Consider the following 26,652-nt stretch of genomic DNA (forward strand, 5'->3'; position numbering starts at 1 on the left):
ATCGGCGGTCCGCGCACGTCAGCGGCGTCGGTTTCGCGCGAAATCGGCGTTCAGCGCGCGTTCGGCCGCCAGGGGCTGGGCTTGTCCGTGGCCGGTCGGGTCGGGTCGAGGTGGTGGGGCGCGCCGAGTTCTCCCGCGCGCAGCGGGGTCAGACCTTCGGTGATGGCTCGCATGATGCGGTCGCGGGCCCGGGCCGCGTCGCCGACGCGGTCGGCGGACAGGTCGCTGAGGTCCACCGGGGCTCCGAAGTGGACGCGCAGCTTCGGGCGGCGGCGCACCGCGCGCAGCCACGAGGCGAACAGGATCCACAGGTCGCGGGCGCTCTCCACGCGGACCATGCCGTAGCACATCGCCTCGTGGGCGCCCCACTGGCTGATCGGCACCACGGCCGCGCCGGAGGCCAGCGCCATGCGGGCCACGCCGGTCTTCCCGCGCTCCGGCCACATGTCCGGTTCGAGCGTGATGCGGCCCTCCGGGTACACCAGCACCGGGTGGTGATCGCTGGTGAGCGCCTCGACCACCCGGCCCATCGCCTCGCCCGCCGTGCTCTTGCCGCGGTCCGCGCGGACGTGGCGGCAGCGGCGCAGCACACCGCCCAGCACCGGGGTGTCGAACAGGCCGCCCGTGGCCAGGAAGCGCGGGGCCAACCGGCGGGTGCGGCAGGCCGCGATCAGGACCAGGGCGTCCAGGTTGCCGATGTGGTTGGCGGCCAGCAGCAGCGGCTTGCCGCGCAGGTCGTCCGGCACGTCGCCGGTGACCTCCAGCCGACCGGTGACGGCGATGACGGCGCGGTCCACCCGCATCAGCGCGCGCCACAGCAGCGGCGCGTCGCGGAACAGCGTCTCGCGGTCGGTTCGGCGTGTCGGCTCGTGCGGACCGGTCGGGAGGGCAACCATGATGGTCGAGGATCTCACGCCCGGTGCCCCGATCGGGGCAGAACGCCCGAGAAAACGTCCGAGCCGCCGACCGCCGTGGCTGTTGTGACGGGAGAGGCGGGTGCGGATACCGTGTGGGGTATGGCGAGCCGGACATCGAACGGGGGGCGTGGCTCGGCGCGCAGCAAGAGCGCCACGAAGAGTAGCGGCTCCGCGTCCCGCAGTGGCGGATCGGCCCGGGGTTCGTCCCGGGCGAAGTCGGGCACCAGCCGGAAGAGCCCGGCCAAGCCGCGCGGCTCGACGCACGCACCGCGCAGGCAGCCGGCGAAGCGGTCCGCGAAGTCCCGCGGGGGCGGGGTCGCCCGCGGCGTCGGCAGCGTGGTGCGGGCGATGGGCAAGACCCGGGAGCTCGACCCGGCGCACCGGCGCGACGGGCTCGCGCTGGTCTTCCTGGCCACCGCCGTGATCGCGGCCGCCGGTGTCTGGTGGCAGGCCGGCGGGCCGGTCGGGCACGGGTTCGACCTGGCGCTGCGCTCGGTCATCGGCTCGGCCGCGGTGGTGCTGCCGATCGTGCTGCTGGTCACCGCGGTCCTGCTGATGCGCACCGAGAGCACCGCCGAGGCCCGGCCGCGGGTGGTGATCGGGTCGATGCTGCTGATCCTCACCACGCTCGGTGTCATCCACATCGTCAAGGGTTCCCCGCTGGAGCCGGAGAAGTGGCCGGAGGCCGGTGGCGCGCTGGGATTCGTCTCGGGCGGGCCGCTGGAGTACGGTCTCACCGCCTGGGTCGCCGTTCCGGTGCTGGTGCTGGTCGGGCTGTTCGGGCTGCTGGTGCTCACCGGTACGTCGGTGCGCGACATCGGTGACTGGTTGCGCGGCGGCGACCACGAGGACGACGAGGAGACCGACGAACCGAAGAGGTCCAGGTCGAGGGCCAACCCGAAGGACGAGGACGCGGAGCCGACCGAGGTCAAGCTGCGCCGCCCGTCGCGGCGGCGCCAGGCGGCGATGGCCGACGAGGACGCGCAGCTGTCCCTCGACGACGTGCCCGAGGAGCCGAAGCCGGTCAAGCCGAAGGCCGCCGCGGTCCCGGCGAACCAGCCCGCGCCGGAGAAGCCGAAGAAGACCGAGAAGCCGCAGATCAGCCGCAGCGTCGAGGGCGACTACCAGCTGCCGCCGCTGGACGTGCTCACCGACGGCGAACCGCCGAAGAACCGCAGCCGGGCCAACGACGCGATGATCGAGGCGATCACCGCGGTGCTGGAGCAGTTCAACATCGACGCGCAGGTCACCGGCTTCACCCGCGGCCCGACCGTCACCCGCTACGAGGTCGAGCTCGGGCCGGGCGTGAAGGTCGAGAAGATCACCGCGCTGACCAAGAACATCGCCTACGCGGCGGCCACCGACAACGTGCGGCTGCTGGCGCCGATCCCCGGCAAGTCCGCGGTGGGCATCGAGGTGCCCAACAGCGACCGGGAGATGGTGCGCCTCGGCGACGTGCTGCGCTCCGCCGAGGCGGCCAAGGACAGCCACCCGCTGGTGATGGGCCTGGGCAAGGACATCGAGGGCCACATGGTCACCGCGAACCTGGCCAAGATGCCGCACCTGCTGGTGGCCGGTTCCACCGGCTCCGGCAAGTCCAGCTTCGTCAACTCCATGCTGGTGTCGCTGCTGGCGCGGGCGACGCCGCAGGAGGTCAGGATGATCCTGATCGACCCGAAGATGGTGGAGCTGACGCCGTACGAGGGCATCCCGCACCTGATCACGCCCATCATCACCCAGCCGAAGAAGGCCGCCGCCGCGCTGGCCTGGCTGGTGGAGGAGATGGAGCAGCGCTACCAGGACATGCAGGCCAACCGGGTCCGGCACATCGACGACTTCAACCGGAAGGTGAAGTCCGGCGAGATCACCGCCCCGCTGGGCAGCGAGCGGGAGTACCGGCCCTACCCGTACATCCTGGCCATCGTCGACGAGCTCGCCGACCTGATGATGACCGCGCCGCGCGACGTCGAGGACGCCATCGTGCGCATCACGCAGAAGGCGCGGGCCGCGGGCATCCACCTGGTGCTGGCCACCCAGCGGCCGTCGGTGGACGTGGTGACCGGTCTGATCAAGACCAACGTGCCGTCCCGGCTGGCCTTCGCCACCTCGTCGCTGACCGACTCGCGGGTCATCCTGGACCAGCCCGGCGCGGAGAAGCTGATCGGCATGGGCGACGCGCTGTACCTGCCGATGGGCGCGTCGCGCCCGGCGCGGGTGCAGGGCTCGTTCGTCGCCGACGACGAGATCCACCGCATCGTCTCGTTCACCAAGGACCAGGCCGAACCGGAGTACACCGACGGGGTCACCGCGGCGAAGGCGGGCGACAAGAAGGAGATCGACTCCGACATCGGCGACGACCTGGACGTGCTGCTGCAGGCCGCCGAGCTCGTGGTGACCAGCCAGTTCGGCTCCACCTCGATGCTGCAGCGCAAGCTGCGGGTCGGGTTCGCCAAGGCCGGTCGGTTGATGGACCTGCTGGAGTCGCGCGGCGTGGTCGGCCCGTCCGAGGGCTCGAAGGCGCGCGAGGTCCTGGTCAAGCCCGACGAGCTCGAGAACGCCCTGTACTCGATCCGCGGTGGGCCGTCCCCGGACGACGAGTGATCCGCGCCCGTGCGCACTTTCTGGTGCCATAGCCCCGGAAAGTGCTCACGGGCGTTCTTCGCGTTTTCACCAGCATTTCTCACTCGCGTTCCCGGTCGGTTCGCACTGCTCCGAATGCACCTGCGAATTGCGCTGAATGGAATTCCCGACCGGGTCGAATTTCAGGATCTTTGAGATATTCTCCGGCGCGCTGACGGTATTTGTCCGCCCGCGATGTCGTGAGGTTCCCGCATGCTCGTCCGGAAATTACGCGCTGTCCTGTCGGTTTCGTTGTCCGTGCTGCTGCTGGTCGGGTTCCAGGCGGTGGCCGCCGGGGACGCCGGGCCGTCCGATGTGGACCGCGGGGAGCTGTTGCGCACCGGCGGCAGCAGCTACCCCCGGCTGGTGCGGTTGCAGAACTCCGGCGAGGCCAACGGCCGGGTGCTGGTCAGCATGACCACCTACGCGGACCGGACCGGTTTCGCGGTCGTCTACGAGAGCCGGGACGACGGCGCCACGTTCCAGCCGGTCGGCGAGATCCGCGACCCGGAGGGCGCGGACGAGAAGGGGATGTGCTGCTCGACGCTGTACGAGCTGCCGGAGCAGGTCGGGGACATGCCCGCCGGGACGCTGCTGTGGGCGGGCACCGCGGGCGTCGGCGCCGACCCCGAGGAGCGGCGCAGCAGCATCCGCCTGTGGCGCAGCGACGACCACGGCCGCACCTGGAGCTTCCTGTCCACCATCGTGCAAGCGCCGCAGGGGCCGGGGGTCTGGGAGCCGGAGTTCACCGTTTCCGAGCAGGGCGACCTGGTGGTGTTCTACTCCGACGACGGCGACCCGAAGCACGACCAGAAGATGGTCCAGATGCGCTCCGCCGACGGCCGGAACTGGACGGACCTGCGGGAGACCATCAAGAACGACAAGTTCACCGTGCGGCCCGGGATGGCGGGCGTGCGGCAGCTGCCGGACGGCACCTACGTGATGGTCTACGAGGTCTGCAACTACGACCCGGTGCACATCTGCACGGTCTGGATGCGCACCTCCCAGGACGGCTGGGACTTCGGCGACCCGTACGACCTGGGCACCGAGATCGTGTCGGAGACCGGTGGCCAGCCGCTGGGCACGCCGACCATCGCCTGGGCGCCGGGGCCGAACCCGAACGGCCGGTTGCTGCTGGCCTACCAGATGCTGGCCAACGACAACGGCGGCTGGGCGCCGGGCAACGGGCGCACGCTGATGGTCAACGACAACCCCTCCGACCTGGCGCGCGGCTGGCGGGAGATCCCGTCGCCGGTGCAGATCAGCTACAACAAGGGCAGCGTGTGCCGGAACTTCAGCCCGACGCTGCTGCCGACCCGCGACGGCAGGTCGGTCATCCACGTCACCACGGACTTCGAGAAGTACATCGGCGGTCCCTGCGAGGCCTTCCACGCCACGGGCCCGATCGACGGCGCGACGACGGCCGCGCCGCCGGAGGTCCACCCGGTGGACCCGCGCCCCGGCCGCTGACCCGGGTCGTGAGCGGCGACGGCGGTAAGAACGACCACCGCCGCTCACGACTTCAGCGGCGCAGCGTCGCGTGGGTGCTGTTCAGGTCGGAGATCGCGTGGACGCCGAGCAGCTGGAGGGTGCGGACGATCTCGGAGCGCAGGATGTCCACCGCCTTCTGGACACCGCGCTGCCCACCGGCCATCAGGCCGTACAGGTAGGCGCGGCCGATCAGGCACGAGTCGGCGCCCAGGGCGATCGCCGCGACGATGTCCGCGCCGCTGGTGATGCCGGTGTCCAGCAGGATCTCCGCCCGGTCGCCGACCGCTTCGCGCACCGGCGGCAGCAGCTCCAGCATGGTCGGGGCCCGGTCCAGCTGGCGCCCGCCGTGGTTGGACAGGATCACGCCGTCCGCGCCCAGCTCCACCACGCGGCGGGCGTCGTCGGGGTTCTGGATGCCCTTGACCAGCAGCGGGCCCTGCCAGAGCTCCCGCAGCCACTCCAGGTCCGCGTAGTTCAGCGACGGGTCGAACATCGCGTTGATCAGGTCGTGCGCGGTGCCCGACCAGTGGTGGAACGAGGCGAAGGTCAGCGGCTCGGTGGTGAGCAGGTTGAACCACCACGCCGGGTGCATCGCACCGTCCACGATGGTCTTGAGCGTCAGCTCCGGCGGGATGGTCAGGCCGTTGCGGGCGTCGCGCAGCCGAGCACCGCCGACGGGCGTGTCCACCGTGAGGATCAGCGCCTCGTAGCCCGCTTCCTGCGCGCGCTGGACCAGCGAGCGGCTGGCCTCGCGGTCCTTCCACAGGTACAGCTGGAACCACTTGCGGGCGTCCGGGGCCGCGGCGGCCAGGTCCTCGACCGAGGTGGTGCCCATCGTGGACAGCGCGTAGGGGATGCCCGCGCGCTCGGCGACGCGGGCCACCGCCGGTTCGCCCTCGTGGTTCATCATCCGCGTGAAACCGGTGGGGGCGAAGGAGAACGGCAGCTCCGAGCGCTTGCCGAGGATCGAGGCCGAGGTGTCCACAGCGGACACGTCGCGCAGCACCGAGGGGCGGAACTCGACGTCGCGGAACGCCCGGCGGGCGCGGCGCAGGCTGATCTCCGCCTCGGCGGCGCCGTCGGTGTAGTCGAACACGGCGCGCGGCGTGCGCAGGCGGGCGATGGTTCGCAGGTCGGCGATGGAGTGCGCGGCGGACAGCCGGCGCTCGGTGGGGTTGAACTGCGGCGGCTTGAGCCGCAGGAGGGGACGCAGTTCGGACCAGCGCGGAAGTTGCCGCTTGACCATTCGAGCTCCCTTCGTCGGAAGGGACATTACCTCTGCGAACGAGCCCGCAGATCGGGAGCGCGAACGGGGGGGCGTGCCCGGGGCCGGGCACGCCCCCCGGCGTCAGCTGGTCGCGGACAGCTGCACGAGCTGACCGGCGGCGTTGACCGCCTGGAACCGCAGCGGCTCGCCGCTGGTGGACGGCAGCAGCTGGATCTGGGCGTGCTCGACGGCTTCGGCGGTGGAACCGCTCACGCCGCCGAACTCGCGCACCGCGAAGTAGTAGATGTTCGCGGTGCCCCGGCACGCCAGGTTGTCGCCGCAGGCGGTGTACATGTCGTCGCGGAAGTTGTCGTCGATCGCCCTGCGGTTCGGCTCGGTGAACCGCTCCTGCTTCTTGTAGTTGCGGTAGCCGAAGTCGTGCCGCTCGCAGCTGGTGCGGAACTTGAAGCCCAGCGGCTCGTCGGGGGACATGGAGCAGCCGTCGGAGGACCAGTCGAGCTGGTCGGCGTGCGGCTGCTCGGCCTTGGTCCGGGTGAAGTCGTCGAGGGAGAGCTCGAACAGGTACTCGTCGGTGGTGGCCCGCAGTTCGCCCGGGCTGAGGTCGGCGTGCGCGGTGCCGGTGGTGAGCAGCAGCGCGCCGGCGGCGACGGCGGTGGTGAACGCGCCGCGGCGAGCGGGGGATCGGTGCACGGCAGGTCTCCTCGGATCCGGTGTGATCACTCCTCGTGTTATAGCGGTTGCGAGTGGTGTTCGCGGGAAACATGAGCAACCTGCACGAGAAAGGTGGAACCGGAGCCGGTGCTCACGTCAGGTCGAGGAGCATCCGGGTGTTGCCGAGGGTGTTGGGCTTGATGTTGGCCAGGTCGAGGAACTCGGCCACGCCCGCGTCGACCGAGCGGCGCATCTCCTCGTAGACCTCGGGGCTGACCGGGGCGCCGTCCACGGTGCGGAAGCCGTGCTTGCCGAAGAACTCCGTCTCGAAGGTCAGCACGAACAGCCGGGCCAGCCCCAGCTCGCGGGCCAGCGCCACCAGCTGCTGCACCAGGCGGTGGCCGATGCCGCCGCCCTTGACCGAGGGGTCGACCGCGACGGTGCGGATCTCGGCGAGGTCCTCCCAGAGCACGTGCAGCGCGCCGCAGCCCACCACGCGGGCCGCCCGGTCGGGTTCGGTCAGCTCGGCGACCCAGAACTCCTGGACGTCCTCGTAGAGGGTGACCAGGTTCTTGGCCAGCAGCACCTCGCCTGCGTAGGTGTCGACCAGCGCTTTGATCGCCGGGACGTCGGCGATCCGCGCCCTCCGAATCGCTATCGCCGATGATGCATAGTCATTCATGCAGGTATCGTAGCGCCGCGGGCCGGGGGAGTGCGCATCACGCGCCGAGGTGCAGCAGCATCCGGGTGTTGCCGAGGGTGTTCGGCTTGACGTGGGCCAGGTCGAGGAACTGGGCCACGCCCTCGTCCGGCGAGCGCCGGATCTCCTCGTAGACCTCCGGCGGGACCGGGGTGTCGGCGATCGGCAGGAAGCCGTGCCTGCCGAAGAAGTCGGTCTCGAAGGTCAGCACGAAGATCCGGGCCAGGCCGAGCTCGGCGGCCGCCTCGATCAGCCGGGCGACGATCGCGTGCCCGACGCCGCGCCCCTTGGACATCGGGTCGACCGCGACGGTGCGGATCTCGGCGAGGTCCTCCCACAGCACGTGCAGGGCGCCGCAGCCGACGAGCTCGCCGTCCGACTCGGCGACCCAGAACTCCTGGACGTCCTCGTAGAGGGTGACGAGGTCCTTGCCCAGCACCACCTTTCCGGCGTAGTGGTCGATCAGCGCCTTGATGCCGCGGACGTCGCGCACTCGGGCCGGGCGGATCTCTACCGGAGCATTCACGTTAGGTAAGCCTAACCAAAAGCGGAGCGGATCGGGCGTCCCGCGGTCGTAATCTTGACCACCACCCGCGCGGCGCGGCCGCCCCGCCCCAGGTCAGGCGCGTGCGAGGGGGTCAACTTCGCGGGAAATCGACCGCCACCCGGGTGAACGTCGGATTCTCGCGAAATCGACACCGCCCCGGGTGGCGGCGGAGGGCCGGGTTCAGGCAGGCGCGCGAGGCCCGGACGTTAGGCTCGACGCATGTCAGCCGAGCAGAATCACCGCCGAGTCGCCATGGTCACGCTCGGTTGCGCCCGCAATGAAGTCGACTCCGAAGAGCTCGCCGGGAACCTGCACAGCCGCGGTTGGGACCTGGTCGACGCCGAGGACGCCGCCGACGTGGTGGTGGTGAACACCTGCGGCTTCGTCGAGTCGGCCAAGAAGGACTCCGTCGACACGCTGCTCGCCGCCTCCGACACCGGCGCGAAGGTCGTCGCGGTGGGGTGCATGGCCGAGCGCTACGGCGCCGAGCTGGCCGAGCACCTGCCGGAGGCCGACGCGGTGCTCGGCTTCGACCACTACGGCCAGCTCGCCGACCGCCTCGACGACGTCCTCGCGGGCAAGACCATCCAGGCGCACCAGCCGCAGGACCGGCGCAAGATGCTGCCGATCTCGCCGGTCTCCCGGCCCGCCGCGGCCGCCGACGTCGCGGTGCCCGGCCACGGCTGGGTGCCCGCCGCGCGCTCGGTGGCGCGCCGCCGCCTCGACGACTCGCCCGTCGCCGCGCTGAAGCTGGCCTCCGGCTGCGACCGGCGCTGCTCGTTCTGCGCCATCCCGTCCTTCCGCGGCTCCTTCCTGTCCCGCCAGCCCGAGGAGGTGCTGGGCGAGGCCGTGTGGCTGGCCGAGCACGGCGCCAAGGAGCTGTTCCTGGTCAGCGAGAACTCCACCTCCTACGGCAAGGACCTCGCCGACCCGCGCGCCCTGGAGCTGCTGCTGCCGCGGCTGGCCGAGGTCGAGGGCGTCGAGCGGGTCCGCGTCTCCTACCTGCAGCCCGCCGAGACCCGGCCCGGCCTGGTGCGGACCATCGCCACCACGCCCGGCGTCGCGCCCTACTTCGACCTGTCCTTCCAGCACTCCAGCGAGTCGGTGCTGCGGCGGATGCGCCGGTTCGGCTCCACCGAGTCCTTCCTGGAGCTGATCGCGCAGATCCGCGAGCTGGCGCCGGAGGCGGGCATCCGCAGCAACTTCATCGTCGGGTTCCCCGGCGAGACCGAGGAGGACTTCGCCGAGCTGCAGGACTTCCTGACCCGCGCCCGGCTGGACGCGGTCGGCGTGTTCGGCTACTCCGACGAGGACGGCACCGAGGCGGCCGGGTTCGCCGACAAGCTCGACCCGGACGCCGTCGACGAGCGCGTCGAGAAGCTGTCCGACCTGGTGGACGAGCTGAGCGCGCAGCGCGCGGAGGACCGCGTCGGCACCGAGGTGCGGGTCCTGGTCGAGCGGATCGACGACGGCGAGGTGGTCGGTCGTGCCGACCATCAGGGGCCGGAGGTGGACGGGGAGTGCATCGTCGCTGATCCTGGAGAGGTCGGCGTGGGCGAAGTGCTGCGCTGCCGGGTCGAGGCGAGCGAGGGCGTGGACCTCGTCGTGCGCCCGGTGGGCGGCGCGCCCGCGGAGGACCGGTCCGGGGAGCAACCATGACGGCCGATGGCGCGGCATCCAACCCGCAGGCGGTGCGGCCCGAGCCGGTACCCCTGGTCAACATCGCCAACGTGCTGACCGTGTCCCGGTTGGCGCTGGTGCCGGTGTTCCTGGTCGCGCTGTTCTGGGACGGCGGGCACGACGGCCTGTGGCGCTGGATCGCCACCGGGGTGTTCGTGGTCGCCTCGATCACCGACCGCATCGACGGCGACCTGGCCCGCCGCCGCGGCCTGGTCACCGACTTCGGCAAGGTCGCCGACCCGATCGCGGACAAGGCGCTCACCGGTGCCGCGCTGGTCGGCCTCAGCCTCCTCGGCGATCTCGGCTGGTGGGTCACCTGGGTGATCATCGGCCGCGAGCTGGCCATCACGCTGCTGCGCTTCTGGGTGATCCGGCACGGGGTGATCGCGGCCAGCTACGGCGGGAAGGTCAAGACGCTGCTGCAGGCCGTCGCGATCGGCCTCTACCTGATGCCCTTCGGCGACTGGGCCGAGCTGCCGCGCTGGATCGTGATGGGCGCGGCGCTGGCGGCCACCGTCGGCACCGGGCTCGACTACGTGGTCCGGGCGATCCGGCTGCGCGCGGCGGGGCGGACGAAGGCCGACGCATGATCCTGGAGCCGATCGGCCTGCCGTTCTCGCAGGTGGCGGGACTGCTCGACACGTTGCGCGCGCGGGGTGAGACGGTCGCCACCGCGGAGTCGCTGACCGCTGGCCTGGTCGCCGCCGCGCTGACCGACGTGCCCGGCGCCAGCGACGTGGTCCGCGGCGGGCTGGTCGTCTACGCGACCGATCTGAAGGCGGAGCTGGCGGGCGTGGACCGCGAGCTGCTCGCCGAGTGCGGCGCGGTGCACCCGCGGGTCGCGGAGATGCTCGCCGAGGGCGCGCGCACCAGGTGCCGGGCGGACTGGGGCATCGGGCTGACCGGGGTCGCCGGGCCGGACCCGCAGGACGGCGTGGCCCCCGGCACCGTGCACCTCGGGTTCGCCGGGCCGGGCGGCGCGGGGGTGCGCTCGGTGCGCTTGTCGGGTGATCGGCACGGCGTGCGGGCTGCGGCCGTTCGGGTGGCGCTGGAACACTTCGCGGACCTGCTGCGTTGATCCCAGGGGGATGCCGTGCGCTGGCGGAACGCGGTGTCGCCCCGGACGGGGCCGGTCGAGCGCCGGGCGTTCGCCCTCGGCGGACTTGTCCACGATCGTTCTCGTTCGGGCCGTGGGATGAGTAACGTAGGGAGCGTTCACGCGTGGTGCACGCGGTAGGCGACGAAGGAAGGGAGGCGCGCGATGACCGTATTGTTGCGGGAGGCGGTCGGTGAACGGCTGCGCCGCGCCCGGACCGCACAGTCTCGGACCTTGCGGGACGTTTCGCGCGCTGCCCGGGTGAGCCTCGGATATCTCTCCGAGGTCGAACGGGGCCGCAAGGAGGCGTCCAGCGAGCTGCTCGCCTCGATCTGCGACGCCCTCGACCTGCCGTTGCCGGAGCTGCTGGTGACCGTGGCCGGTGACCTGGACGAGACGATGGTGGTGCCCTCGGGCGTCGACCGCGCCGCGGAGATGGACGGGGACCGCCTGGTGCCCAGCCTGATCGGCACCGAGCTCACCGAGACCGAGCTGGCCCAGCAGCAGCTGGCCGGGGCCGAAGCGGGCTCGGACGCGGAGCCGCGCGCCTGCGCGGACCGCCTGCAGCCGATGCTCAGCCAGCGGATCAGCGCCCCGGTGCGCAAGCCGGGCGGCGTGGTGGTCGCCGCGTAAGGCTTGTCTGACGAACTCGTCTTGCGTGGCGGTGCCAGCAGCGGAACTTCAGCGCCCGCCTGGCTGAGGGATCCCGTTCTTGTGCATGCCCAATACACGGCGAACGGGCTGTCCTCGCCAGACGAACGCTGAGAACCCGCGGGCCAAGCGGCTGGCGCCGCTACAGGGCAAAGACCAACAACCAGGATCGAGGACAGGCTCCGGCAGCGCCCCTGGCGCACGGAGGAGCAGGAGTCAGGTCGTGGGTGCCGGAGCGGGTTGAGCCCGATTCGGCACTCACGACCGTTTTCGGCACCCGGTGCGCGGTGCCCGGTGGACGGCTGGTTCGATCTTAGGCGTGACTCCGGGCGATCCCGGAGATCTACCGTGTTTGGTGGAAGCGGACACAACTACCTGACACGATGGAACCAGCCGACACGCCCGGTGCGTTGTGTCGGCAGTGGGGCAGCCGAGCAGCAGCAGAAGAAGGCAGGCGGAGGAGATGGCCAATCCGTTCGTGAAGGCGTGGAAGTACCTGATGGCGGCGTTCTCGTCGAAGGTGGACGAGCACGCCGACCCCAAGGTGCAGATCCAGCAGGCCATCGAGGAAGCCCAGCGGCAGCATCAGGCGCTTTCCCAGCAGGCCGCCTCGGTGATCGGCAACCAGCGGCAGCTGGAGATGAAGCTCAACCGGCAGCTCGGCGAGGTCGAGAAGCTGCAGGCGTCGGCGAAGCAGGCGCTGGTGATGGCGGACCAGGCGCGGGCCAACGGTGACGAGGCCAGCGCGCAGAAGTACGAGGAGACCGCCACCCAGCTGGCCAGCCAGCTGGTCACCGCGGAGCAGGGCGTCGAGGACCTCAAGACGCTGCACGACCAGTCGCTGGGTGCCGCCGAGCAGGCCAAGCAGGCCGTCGAGCGCAACGCCCAGATCCTGCAGCAGAAGATCGCCGAGCGCACCAAGCTGCTCAGCCAGCTGGAGCAGGCGAAGATGCAGGAGCAGGTCTCGGCCTCGATGCGCCAGATGACCGAGGTCGCCGCGCCGGGCAACACGCCGTCCCTGGACGAGGTGCGGGACAAGATCGAGCGCCGCTACACCACCGCGCTGGGGCAGGCCGAGCTGGCGCAGAACAGCGTGCAGGGCCGCATGATGGAGGTCGAGCAGGCGTCCATCGACGCCGCCGGTGCCAGCCGGCTCGCGCAGCTGCGCGCCTCGATGGGCACCGGCCAGCAGCAGGTGTCCGGCGGTGGCCAGCAGCAGATCTCCGGTGGTGCGCAGACGCCCGCCGAGCCCCAGCAGCAGCAGAACCCGCAGGCCGGGCAGGCCTGAGCGAGTGCAGGGTGAGTTCGTCCCGTAAGCAGGAGCTGGCGCAGCTGGGTGAGGCCGCTCTCGAGCAGCTGCGCGGTCCTGGCATGGCCGCGGTGCGCCGGACGATCGCCAAGTGGCGGGATCCGCGGGCGCGGGCGATCCGGCAGCGCAAGCGGGCCAAGCGGGCGGCGACCGGCAGCGCGGCGACCGCTGGCGTGTTCGGAGCCGGGGCGGTGACCTCGGCGTCCGTCCCGGCGCTGTGGGAGTGGGGCGGTTCGGCTGCGTTCTTCCTGCAGGACGTGACGACGTTCGGACTCGGTGGCCTCGCCGTGCTCGGCGGGGCCACCGCGGTCGGAGCCGGGATGAAGTACCGGCGGCTCAAGCGGACACCGCTGCCCGAAGCGCCGCCGGAACCGGTCTCGCTGCCGCCGCACGGCTCGGCGGCGCGGGAACCGATGCAGCGGTTGCGCGACGCGGAGCAGAGCTTGCACGGAGCGCTGGGGCAGCTGACCTCCGCGGGCGCGGGCAGCGCCGCAGCGGAGGCGCGCGGAACGGCGGACAACGCCGCTGCGGAGCTGCGGCGGGGCGCGGAGCGGCTGATGGCCGTGGAGGCGGCGATCCCGCACGCGCCAGCGGCGGAGAAGGCCGCGCTGCGCTCGGACGTCGAGCGGCTGCGCGCGGAGCTGGACGAGGGCGTCGACGGGTACGGCTCGCTGGTGGCCGCTGCGGGGCGCGCGGTCGCGGCCAGCGGGGCGTCGGAGCAGAAGCACCTGTTGCAGGACGCGACCGACCGGTTGGCCGGGTTGGCCGACGGGTTGCGGGAGCTGTTCGGGCCAGAGGGACGCCGGTAGGCCGCTGCGACACGCCATCACCGCTGGTAGCCGTGGTTCTGCCGGTGCACGTCTTGATTGTGCGATGCGAAATAGTAATCTTCCCTCATCATCACAGGCCGTGACATGAGACCCGCCTGATCGGGTGGCTCGGGGGAGGCGACGTGGCGTTGTGGACCGTGCACGGCAACGGTCGACGCCCGGTGCGCGACGCCGTCGTGGCCTCGGAGGAGCGGTTGAGCTGGCCGCTGACCATCGGTTTCGGCGTGCAGCACCTGCTGGCCATGTTCGGCACCACCACGCTGGTCCCGCTGCTGACCGGCTTCCCGGTCGGCACCACCCTGCTGATGTCCGGGCTGGGGACCCTGCTGTTCCTGCTGCTCACCCGCAACCGGGTGCCCAGCTACCTCGGTGCTTCGGTGGCCTTCGTGGTCCCGCTGAACGCCGCGGCGAAGGAGGCCGGTGCGACCCCGGCCGCGCTGCTCGGCGGCATCGTGGTGGTCGGCATCGTGGTGTTCAGCGTCGGGGTCGCGGTCAAGGCGCTGGGCGTGCGGCTGCTGGAGTCGGCGATGCCGCCGGTGGTGACCGGCGCGATCGTCCTGATGATCGGGTTGAGCCTGGCCCCGCAGTCGGTGTCGTCCTTCGACCAGCAGCGGGTGCCCGCCGCGCTGACCCTGGGCACGGTCGTGCTGCTCATCGTGATCAGCCGCGGGATGGCGGCCCGGATCGCGGTGCTGATCGGCGTGCTGGTCGGGTGGTGCTACGCGGCGCTGGCCGGTCACCTCGTGCCGGAGCGGGTGGCGGAGCTGGCCGACGCGCCCTGGATCGGCCTGCCGCAGCTCGTCGCGCCGCAGGTGCACGTCTCGGTGATGCCGTTCGTGCTGCCGCTGGTGATCGTGCTGGTCGCCGAGCACGTGGCGCACCTCAAGGCGGTGGCTGCGGTGAGCGGCCGGGACCTCGACCCGCACGTGGGCGATGCGCTGATCAGCGGTGGGCTGGCGACCACGCTGTCGGGCTCGGCGGGCGGTTCGTCGTTGAGCAGCTACGCGGCGAACGTCGGGGTGATGGCGGCGACGCGGGTGTACTCGACGGCGGCGTGCATGGTCGCGGCGATCGCCGCGGTCGTGCTCTCGTTCTCGCCCAAGCTGGCGGCCCTGATCAACACCATCCCGATGGGCGTGCTCGGCGGTGCGACGCTGGTGCTGTTCGGGATGCTGGCCCTGGTGGGCGTGCGGATCTGGCTGGACGCGCGGACCGACTTCTCCGACCCGGTGAACCTGGTGGTGCTGGGCACCGCGGTGATCGCCGGGGTGGGCGACCTGACCCTGCACCTCGGCGATCTCCGGGTGACCGGCATCGTGTGGGGCTCGGTGGGCATCGTCCTGATCTACCCGCTGCTGCGCAGCATCGCCGACCTCCGCGACAAACCCCGCGAGACCTGACCCGGCGCAGGGCTCCGGCACACTCCGGCCGTGCGGGGGTGGTGTCAGTTTTAGGCAAAACTGACACCCCGCCCCCGCCCGGAACGTGGTCAGTTCTAGGCAAAACTGGCGCACAATCTCATCCTGGACGGCCTTGCCGGACACGGTCCCGATGCCCACTCAACCGCGCCTAAGGGGACCGTGACGCAACCCAGCCACGAGGAACCCCGAAAACGCAAGCTCACCCCCCCACTCGCCACCACCGCTGAAAATCGCGGAGAGGCGGTACAGCTCAGGGCTGGCAGCGGGGGCAGTGGTAGGTGACGCGGGCTTCGACGTCGTCGCCCCGGGTGCTGCGGTGGACCGGGCCGCCGCAGCGCAGGCACGTCCGGCGCCCGTACACCCAGTGCTCGGAACCCCGGCGCATGCTGCTGGTCGTGGACTGCTCCGGGTGCCAGGCGTTGCGCAGCAGCAGTTCCCGGCACAGGTGGATCGCGCGGGCCGCGTCGACCTCGGCCACCGGCGTCCGCGGGGATCGGCCCAGCAGGAAGCACACCTCGGTGCGGTACAGGTTGCCGACCCCGGCCATCACCCGCTGGTCCAGCAGCGCGAGACCGATCTCCCGCCCCGGATCGGCGCAGAGCCGCCGCAGCGCCTCCGCCTCGTGCTCCTCGCCCCAGCCCGGGTCGAGCAGGTCCGGGCCGAGGTGACCGATCAGCCGGGACTCCGCCGAGGTCGGCAGCCAGCGCAGGTCGTGCAGGTTGAACCCGACCGCGACGCGCTCCGCCGCGGCGAGCACCGCCCGCACCTGGTGCGCCGGGCGCCGCCATCGCGCACCGGGGGAGTAGAGGTGCCAGGAACCGTCCATCCGCAGGTGGTTGTGCAGGGTGTGGCCGTCGTCGAAGCGGATCAGCAGGTGCTTGCCGGCCGGCCGCACCTCCCGCACCCGGCGGCCGGACAGGTCCACCGTGGACAGTCGCGGGTGGCGCAGCTCGCCGCGGGTCAGGACCTGCCCGGCCAGCGCCTCGTGCAGCCGGTGGCAGGTGAGGAAGACGGTGTCGCCCTCGGGCAAGGGCAGCTCACCCCTCGACCGCCAGCTTGAGGCCCAGGCCGACCAGCACCGTCGCGGTGATCCGGTCCAGCCACGCCCGCACCCGACGCCGCTGGAACAGCGCCCGCGCGCGACCGGCGACCCACACCAGCGCGGTCGACCAGAGCAGGCCGATGGAGATGTGCGTGGCCACCAGCAGCGGCCCCCAGGCGAACGCGGCCGGACCGGCGGGCAGGAACTGCGGCAGCAGGCTGATGTAGAACACGCCGACCTTGGGGTTGAGCAGGTTCGTGGTCAGCCCGGACCGCAGCGCCGTCCAACCGGTCAGGCCGGTCGGCGCGACCGGCAGGTCCTCGGTCTGCGGAACCTGGTTGCGCGGCAACGACTTCCACAGCGCCGATCCGCCCAGCCACAGCAGGTACACCGCACCGGCCACCCGCACCACGTCGTAGGCCAGCTGGGACGCGGTGAGCAGCGCGGTCAGCCCGGCGATGCTGGCGGTGCCCCAGACCAAGCAGCCGAGGTTGATCCCGAGGAACGTCGCGACCCCGGCGCGGCGCCCGCCCAGCAGCGAGTGCCGGAGGATCAGCATGGTGTCCAACCCGGGCGTCAGCACCCCGATCAGCGCGACCAGCGCGAAAGCCGTGAACGTCGCAGTGGTCATGCTGTACTCACCCGCCTCTCCGCGATTTTCAGTGGTGGTGGCGTTTCGGGGGGATCTTGCGTTTTCGGGGTTTCTTGGGGCTGGGTTGCGTCACGGTCCCCTGAGGTGCGGTTGGGCGGGACTCGATCCTGGTCGTTCCGGTCGCAGCTGTGGTTGGCAGGGTTAGCTCCTGGTCGTTCCGTCACCCCTGTGGTTGGCGGGGCCAGGTCTTGGTGTTCCGGCTCCGCTGTGGTCCTCGTGGTTCACCGTGGTGGTTGCCGTTCGGGGCTGCTCATGCGTCTTCTTCCAGCAGTTCGTCGTCCTCGTCCGGGCGGCGTTGGCGGCCTGCGCGGAGCGTTCGGGCGAGCACCAGGTTGAAGGCGAGCGCCACTTCTCGCGCGCCCGGGGTGCCCCACTGGTGGATCGGCATGCAGGCGCCCTGGGCCTGCTGGACGGCCAGGCGGTCCGGGAGCGCCACGGGCAGCACCAGGGGGCCGAAGATGTCCCGCAGCTCGTCGATGCGGAACTGGTGCTCGTGCGAGCGGGGGCGCACCCGGTTGACGATCACCCCGAGCGGCTGCAGCTTGGGGTTGGTGGACTTGCGCTCGGCCTGCACGGCCTCGAAGGCGCGCTGCACGCCGGAGACCGCGAAGATCGTCGGCTCGGTGACCAGCAGCGCGCGGTCGGCGGCGACCAGCGCGGATCGGGTCAACCGGCCGAGCGAGGGCGGGCAGTCCAGCAGGACCAGCTGGTAGGGCAGCTCCCCGTCCGCGATCAGACCGTCCAGTTCGGACAGCGCGGTGGTCAGCCGGGACAGGTGCTCGTCGCCGCGGTGGCCGTTGTGGCTCTCGGCGTCCTCGGAACCGACCAGGACGTCGACCTCTTCACCCCAGGAACTCCCGGTCACGGCCTCCCGGAGCACCGCGGGGCTCGGATCGGCGAGCACGTCGCTGAGCCCCTTGGTGGTCTGCTCCGGCTCCAAGCACGAGGTCGCGTTGCACTGCGGATCGAGGTCGACGACCAGCGTCCGAACGCCGCGACGCATGGCGGCCGAGGCGAGACCGAGCACCACGGTCGTCTTCCCCACGCCGCCCTTGAGACTCAGCACTGCCACGGTCTGCACGCACGTAGCCTACGGAACCAGAGACCATCTCAGAACTCGTCCCTGAACTTTCAGCGTCCTCGGCCCGTTCCGCGCAGCGGTGCCACGCCGGTCCGGTCGCTCCCGGGTTCGCGGGGCTTCTCGCGGGTGGGGTGCCGAGACGATCGCCACGTGGCTGAGAGGTGCCCGCGACCGGCCATTACGCTGCTCGTCATGAGATCCGACGCCGTCCACCAGGTGCTGGAAGCCGAACTCGCCGACGTCCGGCGGCGACGCGGTGGGGAACCTCCGCGCGTGCTCGACGTCGGTGGCGGTAGCGGGGTGTGGGCGGTACCGCTGGCCTCCGCGGGCTGCGCGGTCACGGTGGTCGACCCCAGCCCGAACGCGCTGGCCACGCTCCAGCGGCGGGCGGTCGACGCCGGGGTCTCCGACCGGATCACGCCGCTGCAGGGCGACACCGACGCGCTGGCGGCGCTGAGCCCGGAGGGCGGCGCGGACCTGGTGCTCGCGCACGGCGTGCTGGAGGTCGTCGACGACGTCGACGCCGCCGTCTCCGCGCTGGCCGCGGCGACCGCCCCGGGCGGTGCGCTGTCGGTGCTGGTCGCCAACCGCTACGCGGCGGTCATCGGGCGGGCGCTGGCCGGGCGGGTCACCGACGCGCTGCAGCTGATCCAGGACGCCGACGGTCGGCTCGACGCCGCCTCGGACACCCTCCTGCGGCGCTTCGACACCGAAGGCCTCGAACGGGTGCTGACCGCCGGTGGTCTCCAGGTCGAGCTGATCCAGGGGCAGGCCGTGCTCAGCGACCTGGTGCCCGGCTCGGTGCTGGACAACAACCCGAGGGCGGCCGACGCGATGGCGGAACTGGAGCGGGTCGCGGCCGTGCGGTCCCCGCTGCGCGACATCGCCACCCGCCTGCACGCGATCGCCCGCGCCTGATCGCCGACCACCCGGTGTGACCGGAGATTCGCCCGGATCGGCGGTGCGACCGGCTCCCGACCGGGTGAGCTGGGGCAACGCGTCCCGGGCGGGGATCGGGCGCGGGACGATCACTGCCCCGAGGGGATGATGTCGGCAACCTCGCACAGCTACCTGGCAGGACCGGGTAGTACTCGCGTCGCGGGAACCGTATCCTCAGTGGTGACGCCCCCAAGCGTTCGCCGGTCCCCAACCAGGGTGAGACGATCATCCCGGTCTCCGGCGCCACTGAGACCCCTGTGCCGGAGGAGGAGTCATGCCACTCTCCGAGCACGAGCAGCGACAGCTCGAACAAATCGAGCGCGCGCTCTACGCCGAGGACCCCAAGTTCGCCTCCACCGTGCGCGGAGGACGGCTGCATCGCCCATCCCGACGTCGGCGGCTGCAGGGCATCGCCGTCTTCGTGCTGGGGTTGGCCCTGCTGGTAATCGGTGCGGTGATCCCGGCTCTGCGGCCGGCCGACATCCCCGTGTTGAGCGTGGTCGGCTTCCTCGTGATGTTCGGCGGAGCAGTGATCGTCCTGTCCGCGATGCGCGGTGGTGGGGACGACATCGAGTCGGGACCGGAGGACGGCGGTGGTGGGCGCCCCAAGCGGGGCTCGACGAACCGCAACACCGGACGGAGCTCCTTCGCCCAGCGCATGGAGGAGCGCTTCCGAAAGCGTTTCGAGCAGTAAGCAGCAGTCCCGCCTCTCCGCGATTCGCAGCGGTGATCGCGATCGAGGTTGATCTCGCGTTGAGCGGTTTCCTGCGGCTGGTTTGCGTCACGGTCCCCTGAGGTGCGGATGAGCACGTCTCGGGACCGTGACTCTTGTTCTGCGGGCGGTCTCGCCGATGACCGCGTTCCGCACCGGCTGACCGCGAAACTTCCTCCTGCAGCTCCGTTTCTGCTGGCAGGGTGACGTGAGCACTTTCCGGGGCTATAGCACCGGAAAGTGCTCACGGGACCTGAACAGCAGAAGCGGAGTCAGGCGTTGGTCGGGCCGAGTTGGAGGACCGAGCGGGGGAAGAGGCGGGAGCGGAGGTCCAGCGGGGCCGCTCGGCGGAGGCTGTCCAGGACGGTGTGCAGCGTTTCCGGCAGCGAGGACTCCGGTTCGCCGCCCGGCGGGGCGTACCACTCGCGCTCCACGGCGGTCACCAGCGCTCGCATCGCCTTCGCCCCGGACTCGTCCAGGCCGTGGTGCTCGAGGAGCCTGGTCGCGACCTGGCGGGCCGTGTCCGTCGCCGCTGGTCGGTCGCCGCGGTCCCGGAACTCGTCGAGCACCTCCTGCCAGGCCAGACCGGCCGAGCCCGCCGCTCCACCGGCCACCGCGCGCAGGCGCTGCCGCCGTCGGACCTCCCGCACCGCGCCGGGAGCGGCGAGCAGGGCGAGCGCGAGGACCAGCACGCCGATGGTGATCGGCCACGGGTTGCTCTGCTCGGTTTCGCGCGGGTCCGCGGGCGCGACACCGGCGGCGTCGTCCTCCGGGCGCTCGCCACCGGGCGTGGGCTCGGCGGTCGGGGGCGTGCTCGGCACCTCCTGGCCGGGTGGCGGCGCTGGCTGCTGGGCCGGGTGCAGCTCGCTGTCCAGGTACTGGGGCAGCGCGGTCCGGCCGTCGCTCAGCGGCGTCGGGTCGAAGGTCTGCCAGCCCCAGCCCGGGAAGTAGGCCTCCACCCAGGCGTGCGCGTCCTCCGTGGTGATCACCCGCTCGTCGCCGTCCCGGTAGCCCGCGGTGAACCCGATGGCCACCCGCGACGGGATGCCGACCGAGCGCAGCAGGGCGGCCATCGACGAGGCGTACTGCTCGCAGAACCCGCGCTTGCCGCGGAACAGGAACTCGGAGAGGGCGTCGCCGCCACCGGCCGGAGCGGTCCGCAGGTCGTAGCGGAACCCGTTGCGCGGATCGGTGAAGTACCGGTTCAGCGCCACCGCCTTGTCGAAATCGGTGGGGGCGTCCGCGGTCAGCCGCTGGGCCAGCTCGGCGACCTGCGGCGGGATCCCGGTGGTGTCCAGGTACTCCGGCGCCACCCGCAGCGGCCCCCGCGCGCCGCGCAGCTGGTCCGGCGTCGGCTTGGGCACCACCAGCTGCTGGACGTAGGCGCGGCTCTCCTGGTTGGTCTGGGTGAACACGATCCCGGAGGCCGGGTCGTAGCGCCAGTTCACCCCCATCCCGGACAGGAAGCGCGGCATGCCGAACACCGGCAGCCACGGGTCCCGGTAGCCGACGGGCTGGACCTCCACCCGCTCGGTGGCGCCGTCGCCGATGTCGGTGCCCTCCGGCAGCGGGAGCTCGCCGTTCGCCTCGACGCCCTGGGTCAGGCCCTCCAGCTCCCAGCCCCGCTCCGGGTTGAACTTGCGCAGCGTCAGCGCGCGCAGGTAGGTCGGTTCCCGCAGGCCGCGGACGCGGAACAGCTCCACCTCCCGGTCCCGGTTGAGCTGGCCGCGCAGCGAGGTGAACGGCTGCAGGCCGATCCCGTCGGTGCCGCCGAACTGCTCGGGCACCGCGCCGGGCAACCGGCCCTCGGTGCCGACCCCGGTGAACACCACGCCGGTGAGCAGCGCGATCACCCCGGCCGCCCCGGCCACCGATGCGGTCGTGGGGCCGAACAGCGCGTTCGTCACCTGCTCGCGGTCCTCGCGGCTGCGCCACCGGCGGTGCTGGCCGCCCGAGGCGAGCAGCACGGCGAAGCCCGCCCCGCCCGCGACGAAGGTCCACCAGGGCAGCATGGTGTCGGACAGCGAGGCGGGGATGGCGAACACGCACAGCAGCAGCAGTCCGCTGACCGCCGGGCTGCGCAACCCCACCACGATGAGGTCCACGACCACCGCGACCACGCCCAGCCCCAGGCAGACCAGGGCCTGCAGGGCGGGTTCGGCCGGAACCGGCGGAACCCCGGTGCGCACGATGTCGGCGGCACCGGACAGCAGCCCGCCCAGCTCGCCGATCGCGGCCGGACCGGGCAGCACCCCGAGCAGGGCCCGCTCGGTGAACTGCGCGGTGAGCATCACCAGGACCCCGGCCAGCTGGGTGACGGCGGTGGCGCCCAGCGGCCAGTGCAACCGGCGGCCCAGCACCCCGATCGCCGCGACGGCGAGGACGGTGAGCACCGCCGGGAACACCCACCGGCTGTCGGCCAGCACACCGGCGAACGCGGTCGACGCGCACAGCACCGAGAAGGCCGCGGCTGCCGTCGTCACCAGCGAGGTGTCGACGGCGGCCGTCATCCGGTGCTCGGTCACGGCAGCACCTCCGATTCCGGTGCGGTGGTCTCCCCGCACAGCTGCTGCCAGACCGCGTTGATCGAGGTGGCCGGGCCGGAAGCGACGACCGCGGTCCAGCCCGCCGCGCGCAGCCGCCGCGCGGCCAGCTGCGGGTCGTAGCTGCCGCCCTCGCCGTTCCAGGAGCGGACGTCGAGCAGCACCGCGAGGCTCCGAGTCTCCTGCGGGCGGAGCTTGGTCAGCTCGTCCACCGCCGCGGCCGTGGTCTCGCCCAGCACCGCGATCAGCTCCTGCCCGGCACCGGGGTCGCGGCTGAACACCAGGTCGCGCTGCGGCGCGGGGCGCACCGCGGCCAGCGCGTCCAGCACCGCGTCGTCGTGCCCGTCGCCGGAGGTCTCGGCCCCGGTCGCCAGCTGCGCGCAGTCCTCGGTGATCAGCTGCACCTGCTGGCCGTGCTGGTGCAGGTGCAGGCAGAAGCTGGCCACCGCGGAGACCGCCCACTCCAGGCTGCTGCGCGCGCCGCTGCCCCGGTGCGCGGCCGAGCGCCGGTCGAGCAGCACCGTCACCCCGGCGTGCCAGGGGCGTTCCTCGACGCGCACCATCAGCTCGTCGCGGCGCGCGGTGGACTTCCAGTGCACGCGGCGGATGTCGTCGCCGTGCCGGTACTGGCGCACCACCGCGTCGTCCTCGCCGTGCCCGGCGCGCAGCCGCGTCGCGCCGTCCTCGCCGGTGCCCAGCCCGGACCCGGCGGGCAGCCCGCTGAGCGCGACGACGTGGGGCACCGCGACGAGCCGGCTGCGACCGGCCAGCTCCCGCTCGAACTCGGCCAGCCCGAAGGGGTCGTCGATGTGGGTGCGCAGCGGTCCGATCTGGTGGATGCCCCGCAGCGCGGGGGACACCGGGTACTCCAGGACGGTGCCGCCGTGCTTGGGCACGGCGTCCAGCCGGAACCGGTGCCGACCGCCGAGCGCGTGGGGCGTGTCGTCCTCCAGCTGCAGCCCGCCGATCGGCAGCCGCCCGCTGGCGGTGACGTGCAGCTGGACGGTCGCCCGCCCGCCGACCGGGACCCGCGGCGGCACCACTTCGCGGCGGGCGGCGACGCCGAACCGGGTGCGGCTGGTCAGCAGCAGGGCCAGCAGCGGCAGCGCGATCACGAACGCGGCGACCCGCAGGAGGTCCCGCTCGTCGAGGACGAGCGCGCAGATCCCGGCGGCCACGCCCGCCGCCAACAGGCAGCGCCCGCGGATGGTCAGGCCGGACAGCATCCTTACCTGCGTTCGCGTTCGGTGTCGCCGCGCGGTACCGGGGTCCGGCTCAGCAGCTGGCGGACCAGGTCGGTGGTGGAGCGGCGGGCGGCGCGGGCCTCGCTGGTCAGCACCAGGCGGTGGGCCAGCACCGGGATCGCGACCGCCTGCACGTCGTCGGGGATGGCGAAGTCGCGCCCGGCCAGGGCGGCCTGCGCGCGAGCGGCCCGCACCAGCTGCAGCGTCGACCGGGGCGAGGCGCCCAGCCGAAGCTCGGACAGCTGCCGGGTGGCGGCCACCAGTTCGACCGCGTACCGGCGGATCTCGGTGGAGACGTGCACCCGGCGCACGGCCTGCAGCAGGCGCTGCACCTCGGCGCCGTCGGCGACCGGCTGCAGATCGGCCAGCGGGTCGTGCCCGGCGTGCTCGTCGACCATCGCCAGCTCGGCCTTGACGTCCGGGTAGCCGATCGACACGCGGGCGGTGAACCGGTCCCGCTGGGCCTCGGGGAGCGCGTAGGTGCCCTCCATCTCGATCGGGTTCTGGGTGGCGATGACCATGAACGGCGCGCTCAGCGGGTAGGTCTCGCCGTCGACGGTGACCTGCTTCTCCTCCATGCACTCCAGCAGCGCGGACTGCGTCTTGGGCGAGGCGCGGTTGATCTCGTCGCCGACCACGACGTTGGCGAACACCGGGCCCGGGCGGAACTCGAAGCTCTCCGTCTGCCGGTTGTACACCGACACGCCGGTGATGTCGCTGGGCAGCAGGTCGGGGGTGAACTGGATGCGGCTGACCGTGCAGTCGACGGACCGGGCCAGCGCCTTGGCCAGCGAGGTCTTGCCGACCCCGGGCACGTCCTCGACCAGCAGGTGCCCCTCGGCCAGCATGGTGACCAGCGCCACCCGCACCACCTCGGGCTTGCCCACCAGCACCTGCTCGACGTTCGCGGCGATGCGCTGGACGGTCGCGTGCAGCTGGTCGACTCCGGGGGCCTCCGGCGCGTCGCCGGCACCGGTCGTCGGGGCACCGGACAACTCGGCTCTGGGCGTCACGCCACCTCCTGCTCGTCGCGGCGCCCGGGTCCGCCCGAGCGGGTATCCGCCGCCACCCGCGGGGCACCCGCACGAGCGGAAAGCGCGCGAGTGTCGCTCAAGACGCCTCCATGTGGTCTGCGGACCACCCCGCACCCGGCGGCTGTCCGGGGCGGCGTGCACGTGCAGTGTGCCAAACCGGTGGTGCCCGGCGGGCCACCCCGCACCGATCCCGGCGCCGCCCCACTCCTCCCCACCGGGCGGGCCGCGGTCGGGCGCGCACTGAGCATAACCGCGGACCCGAAGGGGTTGATCATGGTCGGACCGGTGAAACCCCCCACTTCGCCCCCACCGGGCACTACCTGCGCAAACGGGGCTGACGCGGGTGGGCGACCCGGGGCGATTCGTGTTGACGGTGGAGTGAAGTGGGGTACTGTGGGGGAAGGTGGGGCAAACGGGGGTCCTACTGCTTTCACCGGCCACCGCTGATCACGACCGGTGGGAGGTCCTCGTCGGGGCCGCAGCGCCGCTGCGGCGGGGTCCGGGGTCGCAGGACGAGCGGCCCGGGGTCGGGGGAGGTGGACCGGGATGTTTCTCGGTACCCATCACCCGAAGCTCGACGACAAGGGGCGCTTGACGCTGCCGGCGAAGTTCCGGGAAGCACTGGCAGGGGGGCTGATGGTCACCAAGGGACAGGACCACTGCCTCTACGTCTTCCCGCGCGACGAGTTCGAGCAGATGGCGCGCAAGGTCGCCGAGGCCCCGTTCACCAACGAGGCGGTCCGCGCCTACCAGCGCTACCTGTTCGCCGGGACCGACGAGCAGGAGCCGGACGGGCAGGGCCGGATCAAGATCGCGACCGAGCTGCGGCGCTACGCCGGGCTGACCAAGGAGTGCGTGGTCATCGGCGCGATCAACAGGTTGGAGATCTGGCAGGCGGAGAGGTGGCAGAGCTACCTCGACGAGCACGAGGAGGGCTATGCGCAAGCGCGCGAGGAGGTGTTGCCGGGCGTCTTCTGACCGGTGCAGGCGTTGACGGCGGGGACCCGGGTTTCGTGAGGCCTCGGTCCGCTCGGCTTTCGCACGCCTGGTGCATCTTCCCCGGCACCAGGACGCGACGGGCGGGCGGGGACCTGACGGGATCCGGACGTCCGCAGGGGACACTGGGACACCAGAACATGTCCAGCCGGATCCCGGCACCGCCGAGCCCCTGAACGGGTCGGCAATACCGACATCGCCACGCGCGGGCCTGCGGGCCCGCGCGTGCCGGTTGACGGAGCACGACGGGAACGGCACGCGGGAGGGAGGGACCGCCGTGGCCGAACAGCGGTGTGATCAGGGCGGGTCCGCCCGCGACAAGCACGTGCCGGTGCTGTTGGAGCGGACGTTGGAACTGCTCGAGCCCGCGCTGTCCCGCGACGGCGCGGTGGTCGTCGACGCCACGCTCGGGATGGGCGGGCACTCCGAGGCGATGCTGGCCGCGCACCCGGGGCTGACGCTGGTCGGCCTGGACCGCGACCCGGACGCCCTGCGGCTGGCGGGGGAGCGGCTCGCGCCCTACGCCTCGCGGATCCACCTGGTGCACGCGGTGTACGACCGGTGGTCCGAAGTGCTGGCCGACCTCGGACTGTCCGAGGTGGACGCCGCGCTGTTCGACCTCGGGGTCTCCTCGCTGCAGCTGGACGAGGCGGGCCGCGGTTTCGCCTACGCGCAGGACGCCCCGCTGGACATGCGGATGGACCCCGGCGCGCCGCGCACCGCTGCGGACGTGCTCAACACCTACTCCGCGGACGAGCTCGCGCGGGTGCTGCGCACCTACGGCGAGGAGAAGTTCGCGGGCAAGATCGCCGCGGCGATCGTCCGCGAGCGCCAGAAGGAACCGTTCGCCAACAGCGCTCGGCTGGTGCAGCTGCTCTACGACACGGTGCCCGCGGCCAGTCGGCGCACCGGCGGTCACCCGGCCAAGCGCACCTTCCAAGCGCTGCGCATCGAGGTCAACGCCGAGCTCGACGTGCTGGAGCGCGCGCTGCCCGCGGCGCTGGACTCGCTGGCGGCGGGCGGCCGGGTCGTGGTGATGTCCTACCACTCGCTGGAGGACCGGATGGTCAAGCGCGCCCTCGCCGAGCGGGCGAAGTCGCGCACCCCGGTCGACCTGCCGGTGGAGCTGCCCGGCCACGGGCCGGAACTCCGCCTGCTCACCCGCGGCGCCGAGGTCGCGGGCGAGCAGGAGGTCGAGGTGAACCCGAGGGCTGCGTCGGTGCGGTTGCGCGCCGCGGAGCGGATCGGCGGGGGAAGGCGGGACTGACG

At 72.1% G+C, this 26,652-nt stretch carries 24 protein-coding genes; 13 read left to right on the top strand and 11 right to left on the bottom strand.

The window, feature by feature from the left end; genetic code table 11:
* Positions 1 to 50 precede the first annotated feature (50 nt).
* Entirely contained in the window at positions 51 to 803 is a 753-nt protein-coding gene (locus F1721_RS20265) for a lysophospholipid acyltransferase family protein (protein WP_150068550.1), read from the bottom strand.
* Between the two features lie 213 nt (positions 804 to 1,016).
* Here F1721_RS20265 and F1721_RS20270 point away from each other — a divergent pair, with 213 nt between their 5' ends.
* Both F1721_RS20270 and F1721_RS20275 read left to right on the top strand, forming a co-directional pair.
* Positions 1,017 to 3,518 carry a DNA translocase FtsK gene (locus F1721_RS20270; RefSeq protein WP_211840545.1) on the top strand — a complete coding sequence of 834 codons (2,502 nt, stop codon included), beginning with the start codon at positions 1,017 to 1,019 and terminating at the stop codon, positions 3,516 to 3,518.
* Positions 3,519 to 3,794: 276 nt separating this feature from the next.
* Complete coding sequence (locus F1721_RS20275; protein WP_246155225.1) at positions 3,795 to 5,006, top strand: glycoside hydrolase; 1,212 nt, start codon at positions 3,795 to 3,797, stop codon at positions 5,004 to 5,006.
* Between the two features lie 52 nt (positions 5,007 to 5,058).
* On the opposite strand, the gene F1721_RS20280 is transcribed toward F1721_RS20275, so the two are convergent.
* The 4 genes from F1721_RS20280 to F1721_RS20295 all read right to left on the bottom strand — a co-directional run bounded on the left by F1721_RS20280 (position 5,059) and on the right by F1721_RS20295 (position 8,132).
* On the bottom strand, positions 5,059 to 6,273 hold the full coding sequence (locus F1721_RS20280) for an alpha-hydroxy acid oxidase (RefSeq protein ID WP_150068317.1): 1,215 nt from the start codon (positions 6,271 to 6,273) through the stop codon (positions 5,059 to 5,061).
* Between the two features lie 102 nt (positions 6,274 to 6,375).
* Entirely contained in the window at positions 6,376 to 6,945 is a 570-nt protein-coding gene (locus F1721_RS20285) for a phospholipase (protein WP_150068318.1), read from the bottom strand.
* Positions 6,946 to 7,057: 112 nt separating this feature from the next.
* Entirely contained in the window at positions 7,058 to 7,588 is a 531-nt protein-coding gene (locus tag F1721_RS20290; RefSeq protein WP_150068319.1) for an amino-acid N-acetyltransferase, read from the bottom strand.
* Between the two features lie 37 nt (positions 7,589 to 7,625).
* Positions 7,626 to 8,132, bottom strand: coding sequence for an amino-acid N-acetyltransferase (locus F1721_RS20295; protein WP_150068320.1), 507 nt, complete (start codon positions 8,130 to 8,132; stop codon positions 7,626 to 7,628).
* A gap of 240 nt (positions 8,133 to 8,372) precedes the next feature.
* Here F1721_RS20295 and rimO point away from each other — a divergent pair, with 240 nt between their 5' ends.
* The 7 genes from rimO (at position 8,373) to F1721_RS20330 (ending at position 15,119) form a co-directional block, all read left to right on the top strand.
* Complete coding sequence (gene rimO / locus F1721_RS20300; RefSeq protein WP_150068321.1) at positions 8,373 to 9,812, top strand: 30S ribosomal protein S12 methylthiotransferase RimO; 1,440 nt, start codon at positions 8,373 to 8,375, stop codon at positions 9,810 to 9,812.
* Positions 9,809 to 10,423 carry a CDP-diacylglycerol--glycerol-3-phosphate 3-phosphatidyltransferase gene (gene pgsA / locus F1721_RS20305; protein WP_150068322.1) on the top strand — a complete coding sequence of 205 codons (615 nt, stop codon included), beginning with the start codon at positions 9,809 to 9,811 and terminating at the stop codon, positions 10,421 to 10,423. Before rimO ends, pgsA begins: the two co-directional genes overlap by 4 nt.
* Positions 10,420 to 10,911: a CinA family protein gene (locus tag F1721_RS20310; protein WP_150068323.1), complete on the top strand. Its 492-nt coding sequence runs from the start codon at positions 10,420 to 10,422 to the stop codon at positions 10,909 to 10,911. The genes pgsA and F1721_RS20310 overlap by 4 nt, the downstream gene beginning before the upstream one ends.
* 183 nt (positions 10,912 to 11,094) lie before the next feature.
* Positions 11,095 to 11,562, top strand: coding sequence for a helix-turn-helix domain-containing protein (locus tag F1721_RS20315; protein ID WP_150068324.1), 468 nt, complete (start codon positions 11,095 to 11,097; stop codon positions 11,560 to 11,562).
* 481 nt (positions 11,563 to 12,043) lie between these two features.
* Positions 12,044 to 12,868, top strand: a complete 825-nt coding sequence (locus F1721_RS20320) for a PspA/IM30 family protein (protein ID WP_150068325.1) — start codon at positions 12,044 to 12,046, stop codon at positions 12,866 to 12,868.
* An 11-nt stretch (positions 12,869 to 12,879) separates the two neighbouring features.
* On the top strand, positions 12,880 to 13,698 hold the full coding sequence (pspM, locus tag F1721_RS20325; protein ID WP_150068326.1) for a phage shock envelope stress response protein PspM: 819 nt from the start codon (positions 12,880 to 12,882) through the stop codon (positions 13,696 to 13,698).
* 143 nt (positions 13,699 to 13,841) lie between these two features.
* Entirely contained in the window at positions 13,842 to 15,119 is a 1,278-nt protein-coding gene (locus tag F1721_RS20330; protein WP_150068327.1) for a uracil-xanthine permease family protein, read from the top strand.
* A 271-nt stretch (positions 15,120 to 15,390) separates the two neighbouring features.
* Here the strand turns inward: F1721_RS20330 and F1721_RS20335 are convergent, their stop codons facing one another.
* The 3 genes from F1721_RS20335 to F1721_RS20345 form a co-directional block, all read right to left on the bottom strand.
* Positions 15,391 to 16,170, bottom strand: coding sequence for a DNA-formamidopyrimidine glycosylase family protein (locus F1721_RS20335; RefSeq protein ID WP_150068328.1), 780 nt, complete (start codon positions 16,168 to 16,170; stop codon positions 15,391 to 15,393).
* A 7-nt stretch (positions 16,171 to 16,177) separates the two neighbouring features.
* Positions 16,178 to 16,813, bottom strand: coding sequence for a LysE family translocator (locus F1721_RS20340; protein ID WP_150068329.1), 636 nt, complete (start codon positions 16,811 to 16,813; stop codon positions 16,178 to 16,180).
* A 271-nt stretch (positions 16,814 to 17,084) separates the two neighbouring features.
* Positions 17,085 to 17,915 (bottom strand): ParA family protein, encoded by an 831-nt coding sequence (locus tag F1721_RS20345; protein WP_150068330.1) that lies wholly within the window; start codon positions 17,913 to 17,915, stop codon positions 17,085 to 17,087.
* Positions 17,916 to 18,107: 192 nt separating this feature from the next.
* Here F1721_RS20345 and F1721_RS20350 point away from each other — a divergent pair, with 192 nt between their 5' ends.
* Both F1721_RS20350 and F1721_RS20355 read left to right on the top strand, forming a co-directional pair.
* The gene (locus F1721_RS20350; protein WP_150068331.1) at positions 18,108 to 18,833 is read left to right on the top strand and encodes a class I SAM-dependent methyltransferase; all 726 of its coding nucleotides are present in this window, start codon (positions 18,108 to 18,110) and stop codon (positions 18,831 to 18,833) included.
* A gap of 295 nt (positions 18,834 to 19,128) precedes the next feature.
* The gene (locus F1721_RS20355) at positions 19,129 to 19,548 is read left to right on the top strand and encodes a DUF3040 domain-containing protein (RefSeq protein WP_150068332.1); all 420 of its coding nucleotides are present in this window, start codon (positions 19,129 to 19,131) and stop codon (positions 19,546 to 19,548) included.
* A 290-nt stretch (positions 19,549 to 19,838) separates the two neighbouring features.
* Here F1721_RS20355 and F1721_RS20360 read toward each other — a convergent pair whose 3' ends face one another.
* Genes F1721_RS20360 through F1721_RS20370 form a run of 3 tightly spaced genes read right to left on the bottom strand, consistent with a single transcriptional unit; the run spans position 19,839 to position 24,348 of the window.
* The gene (locus F1721_RS20360) at positions 19,839 to 22,091 is read right to left on the bottom strand and encodes a transglutaminase TgpA family protein (RefSeq protein ID WP_211840546.1); all 2,253 of its coding nucleotides are present in this window, start codon (positions 22,089 to 22,091) and stop codon (positions 19,839 to 19,841) included.
* Positions 22,088 to 23,335, bottom strand: a complete 1,248-nt coding sequence (locus F1721_RS20365; protein WP_150068333.1) for a DUF58 domain-containing protein — start codon at positions 23,333 to 23,335, stop codon at positions 22,088 to 22,090. The genes F1721_RS20360 and F1721_RS20365 overlap by 4 nt, the downstream gene beginning before the upstream one ends.
* 2 nt (positions 23,336 to 23,337) lie before the next feature.
* Complete coding sequence (locus F1721_RS20370; RefSeq protein WP_246155226.1) at positions 23,338 to 24,348, bottom strand: AAA family ATPase; 1,011 nt, start codon at positions 24,346 to 24,348, stop codon at positions 23,338 to 23,340.
* A 585-nt stretch (positions 24,349 to 24,933) separates the two neighbouring features.
* Between F1721_RS20370 and mraZ the strand changes: the two genes are divergently transcribed.
* Together mraZ and rsmH are read left to right on the top strand one after the other, a co-directional pair.
* Positions 24,934 to 25,365, top strand: a complete 432-nt coding sequence (gene mraZ / locus F1721_RS20375; protein ID WP_093344926.1) for a division/cell wall cluster transcriptional repressor MraZ — start codon at positions 24,934 to 24,936, stop codon at positions 25,363 to 25,365.
* A 295-nt stretch (positions 25,366 to 25,660) separates the two neighbouring features.
* The gene (gene rsmH / locus F1721_RS20380) at positions 25,661 to 26,650 is read left to right on the top strand and encodes a 16S rRNA (cytosine(1402)-N(4))-methyltransferase RsmH (protein ID WP_150068335.1); all 990 of its coding nucleotides are present in this window, start codon (positions 25,661 to 25,663) and stop codon (positions 26,648 to 26,650) included.
* The last annotated feature ends 2 nt before the right edge of the window (positions 26,651 to 26,652 follow it).

It is taken from the genome of Saccharopolyspora hirsuta (genome assembly GCF_008630535.1).
GTDB classification, from domain to species: domain Bacteria; phylum Actinomycetota; class Actinomycetes; order Mycobacteriales; family Pseudonocardiaceae; genus Saccharopolyspora; species Saccharopolyspora hirsuta.